Source organism: Mucilaginibacter sp. OK098 (assembly GCF_900142915.1).
Taxonomy (GTDB): domain Bacteria; phylum Bacteroidota; class Bacteroidia; order Sphingobacteriales; family Sphingobacteriaceae; genus Mucilaginibacter.
Window position 1 is genome coordinate 1,230,714 of sequence record NZ_FRCM01000001.1, and the last position, 21,538, is coordinate 1,252,251.

16 protein-coding genes are annotated in these 21,538 nt (G+C 40.7%); 15 read left to right on the top strand and 1 reads right to left on the bottom strand.

Annotation, left to right across the window (positions count from 1 at the left end):
* Positions 1–74: 74 nt before the first annotated feature.
* The 9 genes from BUE31_RS05105 to msrB all read left to right on the top strand — a co-directional run bounded on the left by BUE31_RS05105 (position 75) and on the right by msrB (position 16,414).
* Positions 75–2,408, top strand: a complete 2,334-nt coding sequence (locus tag BUE31_RS05105; protein ID WP_083619321.1) for a transglycosylase domain-containing protein — start codon at positions 75–77, stop codon at positions 2,406–2,408.
* A gap of 134 nt (positions 2,409–2,542) precedes the next feature.
* Positions 2,543–5,695: a DPP IV N-terminal domain-containing protein gene (locus tag BUE31_RS05110; RefSeq protein ID WP_073400863.1), complete on the top strand. Its 3,153-nt coding sequence runs from the start codon at positions 2,543–2,545 to the stop codon at positions 5,693–5,695.
* Positions 5,696–5,906: 211 nt separating this feature from the next.
* Positions 5,907–6,647, top strand: coding sequence for a hypothetical protein (locus tag BUE31_RS05115; protein ID WP_073400866.1), 741 nt, complete (start codon positions 5,907–5,909; stop codon positions 6,645–6,647).
* Between the two features lie 17 nt (positions 6,648–6,664).
* The gene (locus tag BUE31_RS05120; RefSeq protein WP_073400868.1) at positions 6,665–7,609 is read left to right on the top strand and encodes a hypothetical protein; all 945 of its coding nucleotides are present in this window, start codon (positions 6,665–6,667) and stop codon (positions 7,607–7,609) included.
* A gap of 20 nt (positions 7,610–7,629) precedes the next feature.
* The gene (locus BUE31_RS05125; RefSeq protein ID WP_083619324.1) at positions 7,630–10,950 is read left to right on the top strand and encodes an RHS repeat domain-containing protein; all 3,321 of its coding nucleotides are present in this window, start codon (positions 7,630–7,632) and stop codon (positions 10,948–10,950) included.
* Between the two features lie 33 nt (positions 10,951–10,983).
* A complete protein-coding gene (locus BUE31_RS05130; protein WP_073400870.1) occupies positions 10,984–14,604 on the top strand; it encodes a DUF6443 domain-containing protein in 3,621 nt (1,206 codons plus the stop codon).
* A gap of 11 nt (positions 14,605–14,615) precedes the next feature.
* Positions 14,616–14,927, top strand: coding sequence for a hypothetical protein (locus BUE31_RS05135; protein ID WP_073400871.1), 312 nt, complete (start codon positions 14,616–14,618; stop codon positions 14,925–14,927).
* Positions 14,928–15,217: 290 nt separating this feature from the next.
* Positions 15,218–15,826 (top strand): fasciclin domain-containing protein, encoded by a 609-nt coding sequence (locus BUE31_RS05140; protein WP_083619327.1) that lies wholly within the window; start codon positions 15,218–15,220, stop codon positions 15,824–15,826.
* Between the two features lie 99 nt (positions 15,827–15,925).
* Positions 15,926–16,414, top strand: a complete 489-nt coding sequence (msrB, locus tag BUE31_RS05145) for a peptide-methionine (R)-S-oxide reductase MsrB (RefSeq protein ID WP_200801859.1) — start codon at positions 15,926–15,928, stop codon at positions 16,412–16,414.
* Here msrB and BUE31_RS05150 read toward each other — a convergent pair.
* Positions 16,404–16,760, bottom strand: a complete 357-nt coding sequence (locus BUE31_RS05150) for a GIY-YIG nuclease family protein (RefSeq protein WP_073400873.1) — start codon at positions 16,758–16,760, stop codon at positions 16,404–16,406. The genes msrB and BUE31_RS05150 overlap by 11 nt on opposite strands.
* An 86-nt stretch (positions 16,761–16,846) precedes the next feature.
* Between BUE31_RS05150 and BUE31_RS05155 the strand changes: the two genes are divergently transcribed.
* The 6 genes from BUE31_RS05155 (at position 16,847) to BUE31_RS05180 (ending at position 21,434) form a co-directional block, all read left to right on the top strand.
* On the top strand, positions 16,847–17,620 hold the full coding sequence (locus tag BUE31_RS05155) for an XRE family transcriptional regulator (RefSeq protein WP_073401689.1): 774 nt from the start codon (positions 16,847–16,849) through the stop codon (positions 17,618–17,620).
* A 37-nt stretch (positions 17,621–17,657) separates the two neighbouring features.
* A complete protein-coding gene (locus BUE31_RS05160; RefSeq protein WP_073400874.1) occupies positions 17,658–18,056 on the top strand; it encodes a four helix bundle protein in 399 nt (132 codons plus the stop codon).
* 120 nt (positions 18,057–18,176) lie between these two features.
* On the top strand, positions 18,177–18,545 hold the full coding sequence (locus BUE31_RS05165; RefSeq protein WP_073400875.1) for a hypothetical protein: 369 nt from the start codon (positions 18,177–18,179) through the stop codon (positions 18,543–18,545).
* Between the two features lie 77 nt (positions 18,546–18,622).
* Complete coding sequence (locus BUE31_RS05170; protein ID WP_073400876.1) at positions 18,623–19,750, top strand: aminotransferase class I/II-fold pyridoxal phosphate-dependent enzyme; 1,128 nt, start codon at positions 18,623–18,625, stop codon at positions 19,748–19,750.
* Entirely contained in the window at positions 19,740–20,354 is a 615-nt protein-coding gene (gene bioD, locus BUE31_RS05175) for a dethiobiotin synthase (RefSeq protein WP_073400877.1), read from the top strand. The genes BUE31_RS05170 and bioD overlap by 11 nt, the downstream gene beginning before the upstream one ends.
* 189 nt (positions 20,355–20,543) lie before the next feature.
* On the top strand, positions 20,544–21,434 hold the full coding sequence (locus BUE31_RS05180; protein ID WP_073400878.1) for a 3-hydroxyacyl-CoA dehydrogenase family protein: 891 nt from the start codon (positions 20,544–20,546) through the stop codon (positions 21,432–21,434).
* The last annotated feature ends 104 nt before the right edge of the window (positions 21,435–21,538 follow it).

Genomic DNA, 21,538 nt, shown 5'->3' on the forward strand with positions numbered 1-21,538 from the left:
ACCTTCAAAAATTACGTTGTTAATATTTGTTAATTTGCCTATGATTTAGGGCCATAATTTTACATCTTTACCCCATGTTCAGACGGATAAAAAACCAATACCTGAGATATTTTTTAATCTTTATCTACTTTGTTGTTATATTTTTCTGCGCCATTGAAATAAATTTCCTTTGGTTGTTTGGTTATTCGCCTGATATGCACGACATTAAAAACCCAAGCATGTCACTTGCATCCGAGGTTTATTATGCCGATGGAACGCTGATTGGCCGTTATTATAAAGAAAACCGCTCGCCTGTTGAATTCAAACAGATTTCCCCAAACATCATAAACGCCCTTATTGCTACTGAAGATGTAAGGTTTTATCACCATAACGGAGTCGACTTTTATTCCTTTTTTACCAGCGTACTTTCAACAGCCTCGGGCGAAAGACGCGGTGGCAGCACCATAACCCAGCAGCTGGCAAAAAACCTTTTCGAAACCCGTAAAAAGAAATCGCAGGGCTTTATAAAGCATGTTCCGCTTATCCGCACGATTGTTTTTAAATGCAAGGAGTGGCTTACTGCTTTTAAAATTGAACATGTTTACAGCAAGCAGGAGATCCTTACTTTATACCTCAATACCGTTCCGTTCGGCAACAATACATTTGGTATAAAAACGGCATCGTTAAAGCTGTTTAACAAAACGCCTGATAAGGTTAACGCTGATGAATCTGCCACATTGATAGGCATGCTTAAGGCTACATCAACCTATAATCCTATAAATAACCCAAAACATTCGCTCGAAAGGCGTAATACGGTGCTGGGGCAGATGCTTAAATACAATTACATCAGGAAGGCTGATTACGATACCAGCATCAGCCAGCCTATTAAGCTTGATCTAAGCTATGTTGAAAATGAAGGCCAGGGCGATTCATACATTCGGCAGGCTGTTGGCCGCTGGCTGAAAAAATGGTTAAAAGAAAATGATTATGACCTTTATGAGGATGGCCTGAAAATATATACCACAATTGATCCGCGCCTGCAGCAATATGCCGAAGAAGCTGTTGCCGAAAAGATGAAAATGCTGCAAAAACGCTTCAATAACCTTTGGGGAAACAAAAACCCCTGGCAGGATTTAAACGGAGTTGAAATAAAAGACTTTTTGTTGAAAGCAGAGCAGCATTTACCTATTTATGCAATGCTTCAAAAAAAGTACGGCAATAATACAGCGCTTATAAATAAATACTTTGAACAGCCCAAACACATGAAAGTGTTTACATGGAATGGCGAAAAGGATACTACATTTTCAAGCGCCGACTCTATAAAATATTATACCCGCCTGTTAAACACCGGCATGATGACCATGGAACCAACTTCCGGAAAAATAAAGGTATGGGTTGGCGGTATTGATTACCGGTATTTTAATTACGACCACGTAAACCAGGCCCGCAGGCAGGCAGGCTCAACATTTAAACCATTTGCTTACTTAACAGCATTGGACAATGGCTTTAGTCCCTGCGATAAATTTACTGATAAACCTGTATCCATTAAATATACCGATGAGGGCCGCGCGCAGGTTTGGGAGCCCAATAATGCCGATTTTCATTTTTCGTACCAGGAAATGTCATTGCGCTGGGCTATGGGTAAATCTGTTAATTCTATAACAGCGCAGGTAACAGAAAAGGTTGGCTGGGATAAAGTTGTTGAATATGCACATAAGGCTGGCATTGAAAGCCCGTTAAAGGCCATTCCATCTGTATCACTAGGATCAAACGATGTTTCGGTTTATGAAATGGTGAGGGCTTACAGCACGTTCCTGAACAAAGGCAAAAAGGTTGATCCTTTGCTGATAACAAAAATAACCGACCAGGATGGCACGGTATTAAAAGAATTTACGCTTAAAGAAGAACAGGTGATAAGTGAGGAAACTGCCTGGCTGATGTTATATATGTTCCGCGGAGGCATGGAAGAACCGGGAGGCACTTCACAAGCCTTATGGGAATACCCCGGCTTATGGAAAAAGAGCAGCAACCAAATAGGTGGTAAAACCGGCACCTCGTCAAAATATGTTGATGGCTGGTATATGGGTATTACAAAGGACCTGGTTACGGGCGTATGGGTTGGCGACGATGATCGCAGCGTACACTTTACCAGCTCAGAAACAGGCGAAGGCTCGCACACCGCGCTGCCAATATTTGCCCGGTTTATGGAAAAGGTTTATGCCGATCCGAAATCAGGCTACACTCCCGGCCCTTTCCCTAAACCATGGGTAAAGATCACTAAGAAATACGATTGCCCTTCGCCGCTTCCGGTGGTTGACTCAGCACAAACAGATAGTTTATTCAGGCCGCTTGATTCATTAAAAGCCCAGCCGGCCGGCCCTCCTGCTGTTACACCAACAATTCCGGAGACTAAGGCAACGGATCGTTAATTTATTGAGTATGGGTAATGGTTGATTGAGTTAACTAAGTGAGTGGTTGATTAGGTTAAAATATCATAACTCAGTCAACCTAATCCAACTTAATCAACTTTTAACTAATTTAGCCTTATTCTATTTATCGCTATATGAATAAACACCTCCCTTTTTTTATCAGAGCAAAAAGATCCCTCGTTATATTATTTTTTATAGTTGGTTCGCTGTTGCTTAGTCTCGGGGCCCAGGCACAATATTTCGGGCAAAATAAGGTACGTTATAAAAAACTCAAGTTCCAGGTTTACAAAACTCCGCATTTCGAGATCTATTATTATCTAAAAAATGATAGCATGATCAAACGTTTTGCGCAGGAAAGTGAGCTTTGGTACACTTTACACCAGCAGGTTTTCAGGGATACATTTAAAAAGCCCAACCCTATTATTTTATATGCCGATCATCCCGATTTTCAGCAAACAACAGCTATTGACGGCGAGATTGACGTGGGTACCGGCGGTATTACCGAAGGATTAAAAAACCGCGTGGTGATGCCGGTTATGGAAACCAACCAGATGACCCGCCATGTTATCGGGCACGAATTGGTGCATGCTTTTCAATACCACGCATTACAGGGCGGCGATTCCACCACTTTCGAGAATATAGGCAATTTGCCGTTATGGATGATTGAAGGCATGGCCGAATACCTTTCGTTAGGAAAAAAAGACTCCTATACAGCCATGTGGATGCGCGATGCTTATTTAAACCACGATATCCCAACCGTGCGTGACCTAACCGAAAGCAACAAATATTTCCCTTACCGCTATGGCGAGGCTTTTTGGTCGTTTATTGGGTCAACATATGGCGATACGGTTATTGTGCCTTTCTTTAAAAACACGGCGCGTTTTGGCTTATCATATGGCATCAGGCGTACTTTTGGCTATGATGACAAAACGCTTTCCAGCCTTTGGAAAAGCTCCATTGAAGCTACTTACAAGCCTTACTTAAAAGACACAGCACAGGTGCCGGTCGGTACCAGGATAATTGATGAGCATAATTCAGGTAAAATGAACCTGGCGCCCGCAGTTAGCCCGGACGGTAAATACCTGGCCTTTTTATCAGAAAAGAATTTATTTGCCGTCGATCTGTTTTTGGCTGATGCTAAAACCGGGCGAATTATACGAAAGCTTACCAGCAAAGTATCAAACACGCATATTGACGAATTTAACTTTATTGAATCTGCCGGTACATGGTCGCCGGATAGTAAAAAGTTTGCCTTTAGCGTATTTAATAAAGGGATCAACCGTATGGTGGTGGTTGATGTAGCTTCAGGGAGCATCATCAATGATATTGCAATGGGCAAAGCTGAACAATTCAGCAATCTGTCATGGTCGCCTGATGGAAAAAACATCGTTTGCCAGGGCCTCGCCGAAGGTCAGGGCGATCTGTATATGTACAATTTCGACACGAAGCAGGTTAAACAGTTAACTAATGATAAGTACACCGACTACCAACCAAGTTTTTCAAGAGATGGCAAAAAGATCATTTTCTCGAGCGACAGAACTACTTACGATCAGACCTTATCATACCAGATAACATTTAACCTGGCCGAGCTTGATCTTGCTACAGGAAAAGTGACCGACATAAAAGTATTTAACGGTGCAAATAATTTAAATCCGCAGTACTCGTCTGATGGATCGCAAATTTATTTCCTGTCAAATCATGATGGCTTTCGTAATATGTACCGCTATACCCCCGCAACCGGTAGCGTTGAGCAGATGACAAACCTATTTACAGGGATTAGTGGCATAACCGAGTATGCTCCTGCTTTAAGCATTTCTACCAATAACGATATTGTTTATTCGTATTACAATAAACAGAAGTATGTGCTTTACAATGCTAAGGCAAGTGATTTTAAGGCGCAGCAGGTTAGTGATATAGCCGGTGACTTTGGCGCAGGCATCCTTCCTCCTGCCCGCGCTGTAGGTGTGGATCTGATCAACTCTAACTTAAATAATTACCTGGCTTATCCTAAATTACCAACCGACTCCATAAAAACCATCCCTTATAAACCGAAGTTTAAAATGGATTACCTGGCCAGTAGCGGTATAGGTGCGTCAGTAAGCCAGTATGGTACAGGTTTATCAAGCGGGGTTCAGGGCGTTTTTAGCGATATATTGGGCCGCAACCAGATCTATGCGGGTTTGGCAGTAAATGGCGAAATCTATGATTTTGGCGGACAATTCACCTACATTAATCAAACAGGCCGCTGGAATATTGGTGGCAGCATCTCGCACATTCCGTTCCAAACAGCTAATTATAGCGTTGTCAATTCAACATACAAGCCAAACAGTACAACCACTATTCCATCGGTTGAAGAAAGGTATGACCTTATCAGGATCTTCCAGGACCAGGCTTCGCTGTTCACTTCCTACCCTATTACCAAGAAAACCCGGGTTGAGTTTGGTACGGGCATAGCACATTATTATTACCGCGTAGACAGATATAGCACCATTTATGACACGCTTGGAAACATATTGGATTACACCAAAAAACATATTTCCAATAGTCAATATAATTCAGACCCAGCTAATAACGGGTACAGCTTAACACCATTTACAATTTTCAATGTGAATACGGCTCTTGTTGGTGATAATTCGTTTTTTGGCGTAGCATCCCCATTAAGCGGTTACCGATATCGCGTACAGGCAGAATATGATTTTGGCACCTACCGCTTTTTTGCCCCGACCATTGATCTTAGAGAATACCTGCGAGTTGCTCCTGTTACCTTTGCTGCCCGGTTATATGGTTACGGGCGCTTTGGTAATACCGGCAACCTGTATCAGTTATATGCCGGCTACCCGTTCCTGATCCGCGGATATGAAGCACAAACTTTTTATAACAGGAATGGAAAAACGCTAACAAACGGCTTTACTATAGACCAGCTCTCAGGGAACCGCATTGCTGTAGCAAATTTTGAGGTAAGGCTGCCATTCACAGGTCCTGAAAAACTGTCACAGTTTAAATCAAAGATCCTGTTTACTGAGCTAAATGCTTTTTTTGATGCCGGTTTAGCCTGGAACTCTGGCGACCAGATAAAATTCCAGCAAGCCCCGGACGCTATAGGTAAGGATGCCAATGGACAAACAATTTACAGTCCTACCCAGCGGGTGCCTGCGTTAAGCGCGGGAATTTCGTTAAGGGTTAACATATTCGGATATTTTGTGCTAGAGCCATACCTGGCAGTGCCGTTTAATCGTACCGACGTTAGTAAACCTGTATTTGGTTTAGGCTTTACGCCGGGATGGTAGATTGAGAAAAGATGCAAGAAGTTAAGAGTCAAGATGCAAGAAAGCGGTTAAATAATCTTGACTCTTAGCTTTACAAGTCCGCTTGAAAAGTAAACAGTTAACATCTGTTATTAAAGAAATACAACCTCGTTTTGAAAGCTGCATTTTTATTATTTAATTGCAACGAAATTAGGTATTGCTTATAGACGCAATATTTACAAATAACCTTATCATGAAAAAAACACTCTTCACAATTGCAATAATAGCAATATGCTATTGCTCATCCCATGCTCAAAACACTTTTCCGTCAACTGGCAACGTAGGCATTGGCACGACTACCCCTGCAGCAAATTTATCTTTTAAAGATGTTTCTGCAGATACCGGAAATAGCGGAATAACCTGGTATAGCGGGGCTCCATTAAATTATGGAATATATCGAACTACGGGTTCCTGGACAACCCCAAATTATCAACAAATAGAAATTAGTTGGGATACCGGCATATTATTAAACCCGGGTACAGCCTTTGGCAAAAGCTACGTGGAAGTAACCGGAGGTGGTCTTCGGGTTACTAATGGTAATGTAGCTATTGGCACAACAGATTCAAAAGGATATAAACTAGCCGTAAACGGCAGCGCCATTGCTACTTCAATGACTGTAAAACTTTTTGCCAACTGGCCCGATTATGTTTTCAAACCAACATATCAATTACCCTCTTTAACCGACTTAAAAACCTATATCGACCAAAACCATCATTTATCCAATGTGCCATCAGCCGCCGAAGTTGAAAAGAACGGCCTTAACCTGGGCGAAATGAATAAGGTTTTAGTGCAAAAGGTTGAAGAGTTGACGCTTTATTTGATTGAGCAAAACAAGAAATTGACTGATCAGCAGAAAGCAAATCAATTACAGCAAAAGCAAATTGACGAATTGAAAAAAAGCCTTGATAATCTGAATCATAGAAAAACTAAATAACAATAACATTTCTCGATATGAAAACCTTCATAATCACAACCATAACATTTTTAGCATTTTCAATAACCTGTAATGCACAATGGACCCTTACCAGCGGTAATATTTACACCACAACACTAACAAACAATGTGGGTATTGGCACTAGCACCCCTGCTGCAAAACTTGATGTAAACGGGGCTCAGAGGCTAAATGGAGATCTGACATTTGCTGCCGATGTAACAGCATATTTAATTCATGGCCCGGGAAATGGGGGTGCAATACGTATCCGTTCAAATATTGTCAATGCAGTTGATAGAAATGTGCAGTTTGGTCGTATAGACAATAATGGTACATGGGCCAGCTTTATGACAGTTGATCAAACCGGTTATGTGGGTATTGGAACAACAACCCCTGGTGTCCCGTTCCATATTGTTAAATCTCCTGCTGCTTTTACCGATATTCCGGTGCAGGAATGGGATCCTTCTATTACCGGATACAACTTAACCTTGTCGAATTATAACAGCGTACATGGTATTGATTATAGATTTACTCAACTCACTAATGGTGTTCCGTCTTCTGTTTTAACATTTCAGGGCGGTAATGTAGGTATCGGAACTGTCAATCCCGATACAAAATTAGCGGTACAAGGCACTATCCACTCTACTTCAGTTGTAGTTGATAACCTCGTGCCCACTCCTGATTACGTTTTTAAAAGCGATTATAAATTGCCAACATTATCTGAAATAAAAACCTACACAGATAAAAACCACCACCTGCCGGGCGTGCCAGCCGCCGCCGAAATGGAAAAGAATGGCATTAACCTGGGCGAGATGAACATGACGCTATTGAAAAAAGTAGAGGAACTTACGCTGTATCTGATTGAAAAGGATAAAAACGATCAAGTACAAAAAGCCGCGATAACATCTCTTCAGGATCAAATCAGCCAATTAAAAACACAAATAAATTCACAACAGCGTAAATAAGTATACCATTATTATAATTTATGAAACGAATATTACTTTTTACAGTATTCAGTCTATTTGCTATTATCTCAGCATTTGGGCAGACGGATGATTCGAACGGCTATCTGCCAAATTTCAATCCTCCCTCACCAGAGTCTTCAGCCTTGGGAAAATATGTGGAGCACCCTGTCGGATATTATACAGGCACCCCACGGATTAATATTCCACTCTTTGAAATCAAGTGCGGTAGAATAACCTTGCCTATTAGCCTTAGTTATCATGGCTCTGGAGTAAAAGTGGACGAAGTGGCCTCGCGAGTGGGAACCGGTTGGGTATTAAATGCAGGCGGCGTGGTAACCCGTACACTTAAGGGTGAATGGTGCGACGAAGCAAAGTTTGGGTATTTTGCGTATTTGGCTGCAGGTACTTCGGTTGGAATACCTGCCGGTTATGATACGGAGCCGGATCAGCATTTTTACAATTTTAATGGCAAGATGGGGCAGATTTTCTTTACGGATAAGACGCATCCACATACTACCAATCTTGATCCCATTAAAATTGATGGCCCATATAATGGTAATAACAGGTTTATCATAACAACAGAGGACGGGTTAATTTATACTTTCGAAGCTACAGAGCAAAGTGACATTTTAAGTATCGGGGGTAATTCGGGCACTGATAATTACTTTACCTCTTCCTGGTATCTTACCAGAATTGATGATCCCGTAACCGGTAAAAACATACAGTTTGTTTACAGGTCAGATATGCAACATGCATTAGCTTACACGCAAGAAAATAGTATAAGTCAAGGGATATTGTGCGATTTGAATGCAGGGACATCAATTGCTGTAAATAATTTTGGCATCTCAATCTTAGCTCCCAAAGTACTTCAGGAGATTATTTATGATGAAGGTTATATTGAACTAAAAGCGGATTATGGTAGACCCGACTTTAGTTATGATAAAGCGTATACTGAGATTAATCAATATGAGTACAACGGCAACACACCTGGATTACTAAAGAAAGGATTTAATCTAAGTTATTTCAGTCAATTGAGCAGCTCTAGCGGAGCAATCACTCAGGACAATTATCGCATTTATCTTGAATCTATCCAAGAAAAGGGATCAGACAACTCCTTATTACCACCATATAGTTTTTATTACAAAAACAGGGATTTGTTGCCAAGGCGAAACTCCGTACATCAGGATATATGGGGTTATTATAATGCTAATAATGGAACTGAAGTAGATGCCTCACAAGGACAATCACAAGGTTTCTCCAAAGTATATATCACACCGAATAACGGGCGCAAAACTTACCTGCCGTTGAATAGTAATTTTAATCCTGCTCCACAAATAGCAGATGGCGTTGAGCGTGCTACCAATCCCGCTACTGTGGATTATGGAACATTAAATAAGATCATTTATCCTACAAAAGGTTATACGATCTATAATTACGAGCCTAATATGTTTGATGTTGACGAGTATACAGGAGGTGGAATTAGGATCAAAGAAATCACAGATTATGCCGCAGATGGCAGCCAGTTATTAGACAAAAAATATTATTATAACTCATCCGGCAAGTTGGGCGGCGCTTATCCCAATGTTGCATTTACCCAGCCCTGGACACCTCTAGGACATAGTCAGCTTATTCAGTTCACAAAAAACCAGTCTATGTTAGGGACTGCTGAGGGAAGTTATGTAGGCTATGGCTATGTGGAAGAAGCACAAACAAGCCCGTCGGGTAATAATGGTTTTACACATTACCTTTATTCGCAGGATCAGGATATTGATAGTAGTATTCCTCCTAATAGTGCGGTTAACTGTATCTCTATAGCAGATGTTAGTCCTACTTCTTATTATCCATTTTTTGAATTAGAATCGAGAGAGAACCGAAGGGGAATATTACAACATCAATATTTTATGGATAATGCCGGTAATTTTATAAAAGGCATTGATTATAACTATGATTTATTGTCTCAGAATATTACTTACATTACCTCTTTTCGCTTTAGTGTTGATTACAGGTCAGGCAGTATAAACGGTGCTACTCCCGGTAGCCGTAATCTCAATGCAGAAAAAATGCTGCTTACCTCAAAAGTAGAGTCTGAATATAAAAACAGCACAGATCTAAGAGCTCTAAACCCTATTATCCAGAATACTACTAATTATACGTACACTGATGGTGCGTACGCAGGGGCTTTTAAGCGTTCAGAAACACTGTTAGAGTCTGGTAATCGCCAGGTCACAACGTCTTACAAATACCCTTTTGATTATGCATCAACGGCTTCAGGCGGTGTAATGGGGACTATGGTTGCTATGAACTATATTAACCCGGTGATCAGTAAAATCAGCACCAAAGATATGCTGGTGAACTCAGCGGCTGTTACTTATTATACCGATGCGACGATAAATAATTACATGGTTAACCCTAATTATCCAAATACAGCAGTAAACAACATTGTTCCAGCTCAAATTTATAAACTGAATTTATCCGTACCGGTATTAAAACCCGCTGGTGCGGTTGCTGCTGTAGAGGTTCCGGATCCTTCCAATCCCGGCTCTCAATACGAAAAGCGGCTGGATTATTTAGCCTATGATTCATTCAGCAACACCACAGAGGTGAAGGTTGATAATCAATACGAGTTATTTAACTGGTCTGTTTATGACCAGCTGTTATCAAAAACGCATTCGGCAACTCCTCCCAACAGCAGTGGGCAAAAAACCATATACACGTATGATAGTATGAACCGTTTACAGTCAATTACCGATCCCGGGAATAAGAAGCGAAGTTACGAGTACGACGCATTCAGCAGGTTGATAAATATAAGGGACCAGGATGGATACATTATAAGCAGCTACTGCTATAACTATGCAGGGCAGCAAACGGGCTGCCAGGTGCCGGTTGTGAGCACGCCCTATGTTATGATGACGCTGGCATCAACCATAACAGATGCAAACAATCATACAATTAACACTTATACTTTTAAAGTATATGCTGACGAAAATCTTACCACTTTATATTCCGTTCCGGCTAATCTTACAGTAAAGTACAAGTTAACAACCACTGTAACGCATAGCAGCGGAACGCCGGCACCTTCTACTACAAGCACCACACCAACCATTGTGATACCTGCCGGTTCAAACCAGGTTACAACCGGGCCAATTGATGTTTACGGCTGTACCGGTGGTTCCCTTCCGGCTGTTGTGCAAACCTCAACAGTTCAGAATAACAAACAGCAAACAGCAGGTGTTAGCGGTGGGGCAAGTCCTAACAGTGTTCAACCAGGCGATTCAATCTGCACATCCTCATCGGTATTACTCCAGGGTGGCACAGGATACATTGTTGGCGGAGCGATTTAAGAATATAATCATTAAAATAACAAGAAAACTATTATGGTTAAGCTACATACCTTAAATCACAATAAAGTTGGTCTGCGATTTATAGCCATTTGCATAGGCATGCTATTTATAATTGGCAAAGTAAAAGCACAGCCGGCGGACGTTACCTATAATACAGCAATTACCACGCCCGGTACCTATGTGGCAACACATAGCATTACGTTTAGCAACGGATTTTCGGCAAACAGTGCGAACGGCACTTTTAAGTTCTCCATTGTTGCAGCCCCTATACCAAACTGCGTCCCGTTAAATGCCTACCCGAGTGGCAATCAAAATTATGTGCAAACATTTACGCCAACCGTAAAACTCACAGATGCAACCCAGCTTTCAGCAAAAAGCACCTGCGAAGTAATGCAATCCATTCAATACCTTGATGGGCTGGGCAGGCCTGTACAAACAGTATTGGTTAAGGGAAATAACGACGCCACAAAAGATGTTATACAACCTGTGGCATATGATACTTATGGAAGAGAGGCTATGAAATACCTGCCATATACGGATGCCACAGGTGTAGCAGGCTCCTATCGCTCAGATGCATTACAACTCGGTGCAGGTGTAAAAAACTTTTATAACCTTCCTCCGGCAGGGGTTACACAAATAAACAGCCCTTATGCGCAAACCGGTTTTGAAAACTCGCCCTTAAACCGGGTTATAGAACAGGGTGCGCCCGGTGATAGCTGGCAGCCGGCTGCAGGGCACACCATAAAAATAGCCTACCAGGCCAATAACATCAACGATATAAGACAATACCAGGCTGATGCAGTAACCACGAGCGGGCAGGAATATAAACGTACCCTTACATTATTAGGATATTATAATGCGAACGAGCTCTATCTTACTGTTACCAAAGACGAAAACTGGGTAAGCGCCAATGGAAAAACAGGCACAGCGGAAGAATATAGGGATAAGGAAGGAAGGGTGGTATTAAAAAGAGTATATAATACAGGCGCTGTAGCTATATCCACTTATTATGTATATGATTACAAAGGGAACTTATGCTTTGTGCTTACACCTGGAGTAAGCCCTGACGGAGGAAGCGTTAATCAAACACAACTCGATAATTTTTGCTACCAGTACCGCTACGATGACAGGAACCGCCTTATTGAAAAAAAACTCCCCGGTCGGGACTGGGATTATATGGTGTATAACACCCAGGACCAGCTTGTTATGACACAAGATCCTATATTGCGCAGCAGCAGCAAATGGCTTTTTACAAAATATGACCAATTAGGAAGGCCCGTGATCACAGGTATTTGTACCAGCACCAATACTCGCATATTACAACAAACAGCGGTAAATGGCCAGGCAGTTTATGGCGAAACACAAGATAACTCGGCCGGAACAGGTTATACCAATACCAATTATCCTACCACCGGTATCAGTCAATACCTTATAGTATCCTACTACGATAACTACACTTGGCCTGGTGGATCAACTTTAACAGCACAAAGTACCTACAACACAACTCTGTATAATAAAATTACGGGCAGTAAGGTATACACAGTTGACGGAACCGCGTCATACCTCAAGGCAAGCTATTACGATGTTGAAGGACGGCCTGTAGAAGTTGTGGGGCAAAACCAGTTAGGGGGAACCGATCGTGTGGTGAACAGCTTTTCATTTACAGGTGAATTGTTAAGTAGTATCCGTACACATATTGCAAACAGCCAAACAACAACTATAAATACCAGCTACGTTTATGATCACATAGGCCGTAAGCGCCAAACCTGGGAAACGATCAATAGTGGGATAAAAACATTACTATCGCAAATAGACTTTAATGACCTTGGCCAGCAATACATCAGACATCTTCATTCAACAGACGGGGTTAGCTTTTTGCAAAACCTTACTTACAGTTATAACGAGCGGGGGTGGTTAACAAGCGCAAATGGCGGATCAGGCGGGTTGTTTAATATGCAGTTATTGTATACTGCAAGCGGGTTTAACGGGAATGTAAGCCAAATGATATATAATACTACAAAAGTTTCAGCCCCCGGTACCCGGACATTTACTTATGGCTATGATCCTTTAAACAGGCTGACCGCTGCACATGCCAATACTGCCGATATGGATGAAACAATTATTTATAACGATATGGGTAATATAAGTTCGTTAACCAGAACCGGGATAAGCGCCGCCACTTTAAGTTATGTTTATACAGATGCCGGCGGAAATTCAGGTAACCAGTTAACTTCGGTAAAAAACAACAGTGTTGCCTACCGCAGTTATGGCTATGATATTAATGGAAATGCAACATCTGACGGGGGAAGTAAAACTATTAATTACAATATCTTTAATTTACCACAAAGTATAACGCAGGGAGGGATAACGAAAGCTACCTATACTTATGACGCAACAGGACAAAAGCTAAAAAACACCGGAACTGATGGCTCATGGATTTATGATAGTGGCATTGTATATAATTACACCGGCGCCAGTCCTGGCGCAATTAGTTTTATACAAACAGAAAATGGCAGGGCATTTCGTAATGTTGCGGACGGCAGCTATAGCTACCAATATAATATAAGCGATCACCTGGGCAATATAAGGCTATCCTTTGACAAGGGCACCGATGGGAATGCGCGAATTATCCAGGAAGACGAGTATTATTCGTTCGGGTTGAGGAAACAAGGGGGATATGATTTCTCGAACAATAACCGTTATCTTTATAATGGAAAAGAAAGGCAAACAGATCTTACCGAGCAATACGATTATGGCGCGCGGTTCTATGATCCGGTAATTGCAAGGTGGAATACTATGGATCCTTTAGCAGAGAAAGACAGACGGTGGAGTCCTTATAATTATGGAGAAAATAATCCTATCGTGAATATTGATCCCGACGGCATGGAAGCAGCAGGCCGATTTGGAGAGGGTATAGAGAATATCGATGTAACAGATTGGGTAATGAATAATAAGACGCACGATCCGCGTTATGATCCGAATGTTCATAGCGCCGCTGACGTTAAGGACGGTGAGACCTATATTGGAAAGACTGCTGACTATATAGCAACTAATGGTTGGGATGTTCACCTTTATGCGAATGGGCATTTTGACTATATGTTTAATGAAATTAAAGCTATACCTTATAATCAAACCTGGCAAGCATTTAAAGATGGCGTAAAGACTTCATTACCAATGCTAAATTTCGCGTCAGGTGTGACTGTAATTGCAGCTAATGCGGGAGCCGCTGGGTTGGGAAGCATGGCTAGTTCCGGAATGTCTGCTTTAGGCGAAGGGGCATTAAAAGGAATGCTAACTCGTGGTGCAACAAGTCTTTTTGGCCAGGCAATTGGGGGACCTAAGAATATTGATTTTGCAGACGTCGCTTCGGACGCGGTGTTTGGAAATGGGACTTCAGCAATTGTAGATGGAGCAGTCGATTTTCGTCCATTTGATGATGGAACATTCCATGTTGCTGGTTTTAACAAATCAATTACTAAATCTGTATTTGAATCAGCTAGCTTTTATCTTAACGGTAAATTAGGAGATAAGATCTACAAGACTTCTACCTTGGACCCAATTTATGATGGTGGAGCGCATGCCATTCAAATTATGTCAACTGGAGGCGGGAATTTATTAATTAACGCAGTTGGAGAAAAAATTAATGATAAATAATAAATTATAAAATGGAAGGCAACAAAGGAAAACTGATAGGCTATTTTATTATTGGTATTTTTCTATTGGGAGGCATTATATATGCTGTAATACATAATAATCAAACTGAAAAGGAACTTAGGTCTTATGACTATGTAAATGCAGTAATAATTGACAAATCTCCTGGGCGAAGCCACTCCAATATTTACGTCGAATACACTTACAAAAAAGTGCGCATACAAAGTGAATTCTCAGCAGAAACAGATACATTTAAGCTTGGACAAAAAGTACTTTTGAAAATTTCTAAAAAATATCCTGATAAATATATTCAACTCATGCGTTAATAGATTAGAATGAGAAGTTAAATTTCGGTTTAAACACTCAGTCAAGCATAAGTATCCGGATCGGGTAAAAGCGTTGGCATAATTGCCCTGTTATTGAGTTTTCGGCTTAGGCTTTATACCGGGATGGTAGGAAGAAAGATGCAAGAAGACAATCAAAGAGGTAAGAGTCAAATAAATTTTCTCTCTTCCTATCTTGATTCCTGACTCTTGATTTCCTGGCACTCTTTTAATGACGCTTCCCTGATCCCCGGTACTTGCTTCTTAAATCTTTTACACCTATTTTTGCGGCCATGAAAAAGTGGTTAATCATTTTATTGATAGCTGTCAGCGGTCACAATTTATTTGCGCAAAACGCAGTTGTGGTACGCCCGGTTATTGATTCGGTAAAAGCTAAGTGGGGTAAGGTGAAAAATGTAAATGGTACCGCCATGGTATCATCAAATAACATTATTGAAAATATAAATTTATCAACTGAATATAGCGTATTGGTTACGGCCATTGAAGATGCCGGTTTAACAGAAACCTTTAAAAGCAAAGGCCCGATTACGTTTTTTGCGCCTACAAACCAGGCATTTGAAAAATTACCTGCAGGCGAACTGGATACGCTATTAAAGCCCAGCCATAAGCTTGATTTAAATTACCTGATAACCAGCCACGCTATTGTTGGCAGGTTAAGCGTGAAAGATATTCAAAGAAAGATCAACTCAAATAAAGGTGAGGCCACATTCCGTACAATTGCCGGCACTACTATAACAGCAAAAATTGATGCTAACCGGAATATTGTTTTAATTGATGATAATGGCGGACAAAGTATTATCAGTAAATTTGACATCCAGCAAAGCAATGGGATGCTGCATATTATTAACGCTGTTTTAGTACCAAAAACCAAAAACATATAAACAGACCTCCTGCTGACAAACCTGTTGCTATAATATTTCGTAATTAATATTTGTAAGGATATAACAATTGATCCGACTAAATTAAAAACTTAATAAAAGATGAAAAAATCAATTTTAGCAGTAATAATACTAACTGTTTTTACAGCCTTTGGTTGCCAGATGAGCAGTGGCCAGGTAAAAAAATACGATCCCAAACGCAAAATGAGCAAAACTCCTGCGGAATGGAAAAAAATACTAACCGCTAACGAATACCACATAATGGTTGAAAGCGGTACCGAACCGCCTTTTCAAAATGCCTACCATGATAATCACCAAAAAGGTGTTTATGTAAGTGCCGCCACAGGCGAAGTTTTATTCACATCAGATGATAAATTTGACAGCGGTACGGGCTGGCCAAGTTTCGTTAAACCGGTTGACCCTAAAAAAATTGAAGTAGTTACTGACAATAGCGACGGCATGACCCGCGACGAAGTTATTGAAAGAAGTACCGGCCTGCACCTCGGCCACGTTTTTGACGACGGCCCTGCCGACAGGGGCGGAAAAAGATATTGCATGAACTCGGGGGCCTTAAAGTTTATTAAAAAGTAACCGCTTTCCTGTTCGAGCTGATTGACGGGCGCAGTTGCGGCCTTACCCTCACTCCGCTTTCATAACTTAATCCAATGGTCAGATCTACCCAGTCAGGGTTAACAGGTCTGATCATTTTTTCTTTTTGGGGCCTGGTAAAAGTGCTCACGGTTTTAAAACGCTCCATTGCCTGTTCCTCGGTATTTATCTCTTCAAAATACACCAAACGGTTAAGTTGTTTTGAATTATCAAAAAATAAAGTGGGCATCTGGCGATAAAATTCCAAAGTTTTCAACAGGTCTGAACATAGGCCCACGTGTAAGTTATTGCGGTTTCTGTCGGTAATGATATAGATAAAGCGTTTCATATTGATAAATAAAATTTGCTGTTTAAAAAATAATTACTAATTTTATGAGCATAAAAATACTAATAATTTTAGCAATTCCAAATTTTATGTCAAATATTCCTTCAAATATTAAATTTCTCCGTAAAAAGAAAGGCCTTACACAACAGCAATTTGCTGATGAATTAGGCATAAAAAGGTCACTTGTAGGTGCTTATGAAGAGGAAAGAGCTGATCCGAAATACGATCTGCTAAAAAAAATAGCATTATTCTTTGACATCTCAATTGACGACTTTATCAATGAAATTATTGATGAGAAATGGGCGCCAAAGCCAAAAGGCAACCCGGCAAACCTGCGCGTGCTGAGTATTTCTGTTGATAAGGAAGATAACGAGAACATTGAGCTGGTACCATTAAAGGCCAGCGCCGGATATCTGAACGGCTATGCCGACCCGGAATATGTGGCCAAATTGCCAAAGTTTTATTTACCTATGTTTAAACAGGGCACCTACCGCGCTTTTGAAATAAAAGGCGATTCGATGCTTCCCCTGCAATCAGGTACCATTATAATAGGCGAATATGTTGAAAACTGGGGCGATGTAAAAACTGCCGAAACCTATGTGGTAATTTCAAAAACCGAAGGTGTGGTTTACAAACGCATCGGTAATAAATTTAAAGACAATAAAAAACTGAAGCTCGTATCTGACAATCCGGTATACGAACCCTATGAAATAGGCGGCGAAGATATCCTTGAACTTTGGAAGGCAAAGGCATATATTTCAACCCATCTGCCAATTCCAACTCCTGAACCAACCCTCGAAAGCCTAACCGGCATGATGGCGCAAATGCAGCGGAGTATCTCTAATCTGCAGAGTGGTCATTAGTCATTAGTACCCAGGTTAAAATAGTTAATTATATAATATGAATCGTTTAGAAGATTTGGATGTATATAATCTTGCAGAGTCATTTTCTAATGAAATTTGGTTTATTGTTTTAGAATGGGATTACTTTGCTAAAGACACTTTGGGAAAACAATTGGTGAGATCAGCAGATTCTATTGGGGCCAACATTGCTGAAGGCTTTGGTCGTTATCATTATAAAGAAAATAAAAACTTCTGTTATTTTAGCAGAGGTTCCCTTATTGAAACAAAAGATTGGATAACTAAAGCTAAAATAAGAAAACTGATATCAGAAGATCAATACACTGAATATTTAGGCAAGCTAAGCACAATTCACTTAAAACTTAATGGCTACATTAAATACATTGGAAGGAAAACAGAATCAGACAAATCCAATAATCAATTGCCTCCTCCCCAATGACTAATGACTAATGACTAATGACAATTGACCAATGACCAACAAAGCAACAATTAAGTTACATCCTAACAATTAAACCTTAATGGGGTTATCTTTATCTATAGATTAAAAAACTAAAAAACCATGAGAAAATTTTTGTTAATGTGCTGCTTCCTTGTTGGAATTACAGCTATGGCCCATGCCCAAGGTGGTCAAAGAATGAGTCCCGAAGACAGGGCCAAACAAATGCAAACACAACTTAAGCTTACTGACGACCAGACAACTAAAGTGACCACTATTTTAAAAGTTCAGGCTACCAAAATGGATAGCGTTAGAACTGCAGCTAATGGCGACAGAACCGCTATGAGAACAGCAATGGGTCCTATCAGGACTGCTACAAATGATCAGATCAAAGCTATTTTAACCCCGGACCAGGCTACCGCTTATCAAAAATTCCTTGACGAACAGCGTGCAAGGATGCAACAAGGTGGTGGTGGCGGTGGTGGTAATTAATCATCCGCATCATTAAATTTTTAAGAAAGCGCTCCATAAACCGGGGCGCTTTTCTATTTTAGCAGAAATTTTCGGCTTTGGCACCATCAGAAGAATTCATCAGGAAAAAGCTACAGGAAAGACAGGCTGCCGGAACATACCGCTCGCTAAAACCCGATAACGCGTTAATTGACTTCTGCTCAAATGATTACCTCGGCTTTGCGCGTTCATCTGAATTGAAAAACAAGATTAATAGCGAGATCGGCAGCAATAAACGGGTGCAAAACGGATCTACAGGTTCAAGGCTACTATCGGGCAATTCAAACTATACCGAAGAAACTGAGCAATACATAGCCACCCAACACAATTGTGAAGCCGGACTGATCTTTAATTCAGGCTATGATGCTAACCTGGGTTTATTTTCATCTCTCCCCCAGCGCGGCGATACCATAATTTTGGATGAGCTGGTACATGCCTCAATTATTGACGGCGCGCGTTTAAGCTTTGCAAACAGGTACACCTTTAAACACAATGATCTCACCAGCCTTGAGGACAAGCTGAAACAAGCCAAAGGCAATTGTTATGTAGCCATTGAAAGCGTATACTCTATGGACGGCGAGACACCGCCAATAGCTGATATAGCAGCGATAGTTGAAAAATATAGCGCTAATTTAATTGTAGATGAAGCGCACGCCGTTGGGTTATACGGATTTGGCCTGGTTGATAAGCATTTACAAAGCAACGTTTTTGCAAGGATAGTAACCTTCGGAAAAGCTTTAGGCTGCCATGGAGCAATAATATTAGGCAGTAACCTGCTGCGTCAATACCTTATAAACTTTGCCCGGCCGTTTATCTATACCACCGCTGCCTCGCATCATCAAATAGCTGCTGTAAAAATGGCTTACCAACACTTGCGGGATTCTGCAGACGAGGTTGAAAAGCTTAAAAGTAACATCCGGCTATTTAAACAAAACCTAAACAATACGTCAGCATACCCGCTGATTGATAGTAACAGCGCAATACAATGCATCATATTAAAGAGTAATGAAAAGGCAAAAGAAGTTGCAGGGCAACTGCAAAGCAAAGGGCTGGACGTACGCCCCATCCTGAGCCCAACGGTTGCACAGGGCAGCGAACGTATAAGGGTGTGCCTGCATTCATTCAACACAGAAAAAGAGATAATTTTATTAACCGATACCATAAATACACTAATAAATGCCGAATAGAACCATATTTATTACAGGAATTGGAACCGGAATAGGTAAAACCATTGTATCGGCAGCTTTGGTTGAAAAACTAAATGCCGATTACTGGAAGCCCGTTCAGTCTGGCGACCTTGATAACAGTGATACCATTAAAGTAAAAAGTTTAATAACCAATACTGTTTCTGTTTTTCATCCTGAAGCTTACAGGCTTACCCAACCGTTTTCACCGCATAAATCAGCCGCTATTGACGGGATCAGCATCGACAAGAACAAGATCATTATTCCCGACACTGATAACACCTTAATTATTGAAGGCGCCGGTGGCTTGATGGTTCCATTAAATGATAAATTTTTAATGATCAACCTCATTAAACAATTAAATGCAGAGGTAATCCTGGTTTCACAGAATTACCTGGGCAGTATTAATCATACGCTTTTATCAATAGATGCTTTAAAAAATCGTGATATCCCCGTAAGTGGGATTATATTTAACGGGGTAAAGGACATCTATTCTAAAGAATTCATTTTAGATTATAGCGGGGTTGAATTACTTGGCCACATTCCCGAATACGATATCATCAATAAAAAAAACATAATTGATGCGGGGAATTATATTGAATTGTGATTTAGTCGAAAAGGTCTGAAAGTCGGAAAAGTCCGGAAGTCCGAAAGAAATATTCGTGTAACTTTACAATCTAAAAAACTCAATCAACTCAATCAACTCAATCAACTCAATCAACTCAATCAACTCAATCAACTCAATCAACTCAATCAACTCAATCAACTCAATCAACTCAATCAACCAATAACCATCATGAACAACATTACAGTAATAGGTTCCGGAACAATGGGCAACGGAATTGCACACACTTTTGCACAGCATGGATTTAAAGTCGCTTTGGTTGATATAAACCAGGATGCGTTGAACCGGGCTATACAAACTATAACCGGTAACCTGGACAGGCAGGTTAAAAAAGGCACTATTGATGAGCAGGTAAAATCGACTACCTTAAACAACATAACTACCTTCACCGACCTTAAAACAGCCGCCGCAAATGCTGATTTAGTAATTGAAGCAGCTACCGAGAACCGCGAGATTAAACTAAATCTTTTTAAACAGCTAAGTGATTATTGTAAAGAGGACGCTATACTGGCCTCAAATACCTCATCAATATCTATAACGCAAATTGCATCGGTTACAAAAGCACCGGGCAATGTAATAGGGATGCATTTTATGAACCCGGTACCCGTTATGAAACTGGTTGAAGTTATCCGTGGGTATGCAACAACTGACAAAGTTACTGCTACTATCATGGAGCTCTCAAAAAAGCTTAATAAGGTTCCGGTTGAGGTAAATGATTATCCGGGTTTTGTAGCTAACCGCATCCTGATGCCGATGATCAACGAGGCCATTTACACCTTGTTTGAAGGCGTAGCCGGTGTTGAAGAGATCGATACCGTTATGAAATTAGGCATGGCTCATCCAATGGGTCCGCTTCAATTGGCTGATTTTATTGGCCTTGATGTTTGCCTGGCAATATTAAATGTATTGTATAACGGTTTCGGCAACCAGAAATATGCGCCTTGCCCTTTACTTGTTAATATGGTAACTGCAGGCCATACCGGTGTAAAATCAGGCAGTGGGTTTTATAAATACACGCCGGGAAGCAAGGATCTGGTTATTGCTGATAAATTCATACGCTAACAAACTTACGAAGTTTCAAAAACTTCGTAAGTTTTGTCTTTGCAGATTCTTGAAAAGGACCCTGCGTAATGTTTGTGGTTTAATATCACTTATGATAACGTATA

Bases quoted from the DNA above. Each gene is read 5' to 3' on its own strand.
- BUE31_RS05180 (WP_073400878.1), top strand. From the start codon at position 20,544: ATGAACAACATTACAGTAATAGGTTCCGGAACAATGGGCAACGGAATT.
- BUE31_RS05155 (WP_073401689.1), top strand. From the start codon at position 16,847: ATGTCAAATATTCCTTCAAATATTAAATTTCTCCGTAAAAAGAAAGGC.
- BUE31_RS05115 (WP_073400866.1), top strand. From the start codon at position 5,907: ATGAAAAAAACACTCTTCACAATTGCAATAATAGCAATATGCTATTGC.
- BUE31_RS05110 (WP_073400863.1), top strand. From the start codon at position 2,543: ATGAATAAACACCTCCCTTTTTTTATCAGAGCAAAAAGATCCCTCGTT.
- BUE31_RS05160 (WP_073400874.1), top strand. From the start codon at position 17,658: ATGAATCGTTTAGAAGATTTGGATGTATATAATCTTGCAGAGTCATTT.
- msrB (WP_200801859.1), top strand. From the start codon at position 15,926: ATGAAAAAATCAATTTTAGCAGTAATAATACTAACTGTTTTTACAGCC.
- BUE31_RS05120 (WP_073400868.1), top strand. From the start codon at position 6,665: ATGAAAACCTTCATAATCACAACCATAACATTTTTAGCATTTTCAATA.
- BUE31_RS05130 (WP_073400870.1), top strand. From the start codon at position 10,984: ATGGTTAAGCTACATACCTTAAATCACAATAAAGTTGGTCTGCGATTT.
- bioD (WP_073400877.1), top strand. From the start codon at position 19,740: ATGCCGAATAGAACCATATTTATTACAGGAATTGGAACCGGAATAGGT.
- BUE31_RS05165 (WP_073400875.1), top strand. From the start codon at position 18,177: ATGAGAAAATTTTTGTTAATGTGCTGCTTCCTTGTTGGAATTACAGCT.
- BUE31_RS05140 (WP_083619327.1), top strand. From the start codon at position 15,218: ATGAAAAAGTGGTTAATCATTTTATTGATAGCTGTCAGCGGTCACAAT.
- BUE31_RS05125 (WP_083619324.1), top strand. From the start codon at position 7,630: ATGAAACGAATATTACTTTTTACAGTATTCAGTCTATTTGCTATTATC.
- BUE31_RS05105 (WP_083619321.1), top strand. From the start codon at position 75: ATGTTCAGACGGATAAAAAACCAATACCTGAGATATTTTTTAATCTTT.
- BUE31_RS05150 (WP_073400873.1), bottom strand. From the start codon at position 16,760: ATGAAACGCTTTATCTATATCATTACCGACAGAAACCGCAATAACTTA.
- BUE31_RS05135 (WP_073400871.1), top strand. From the start codon at position 14,616: ATGGAAGGCAACAAAGGAAAACTGATAGGCTATTTTATTATTGGTATT.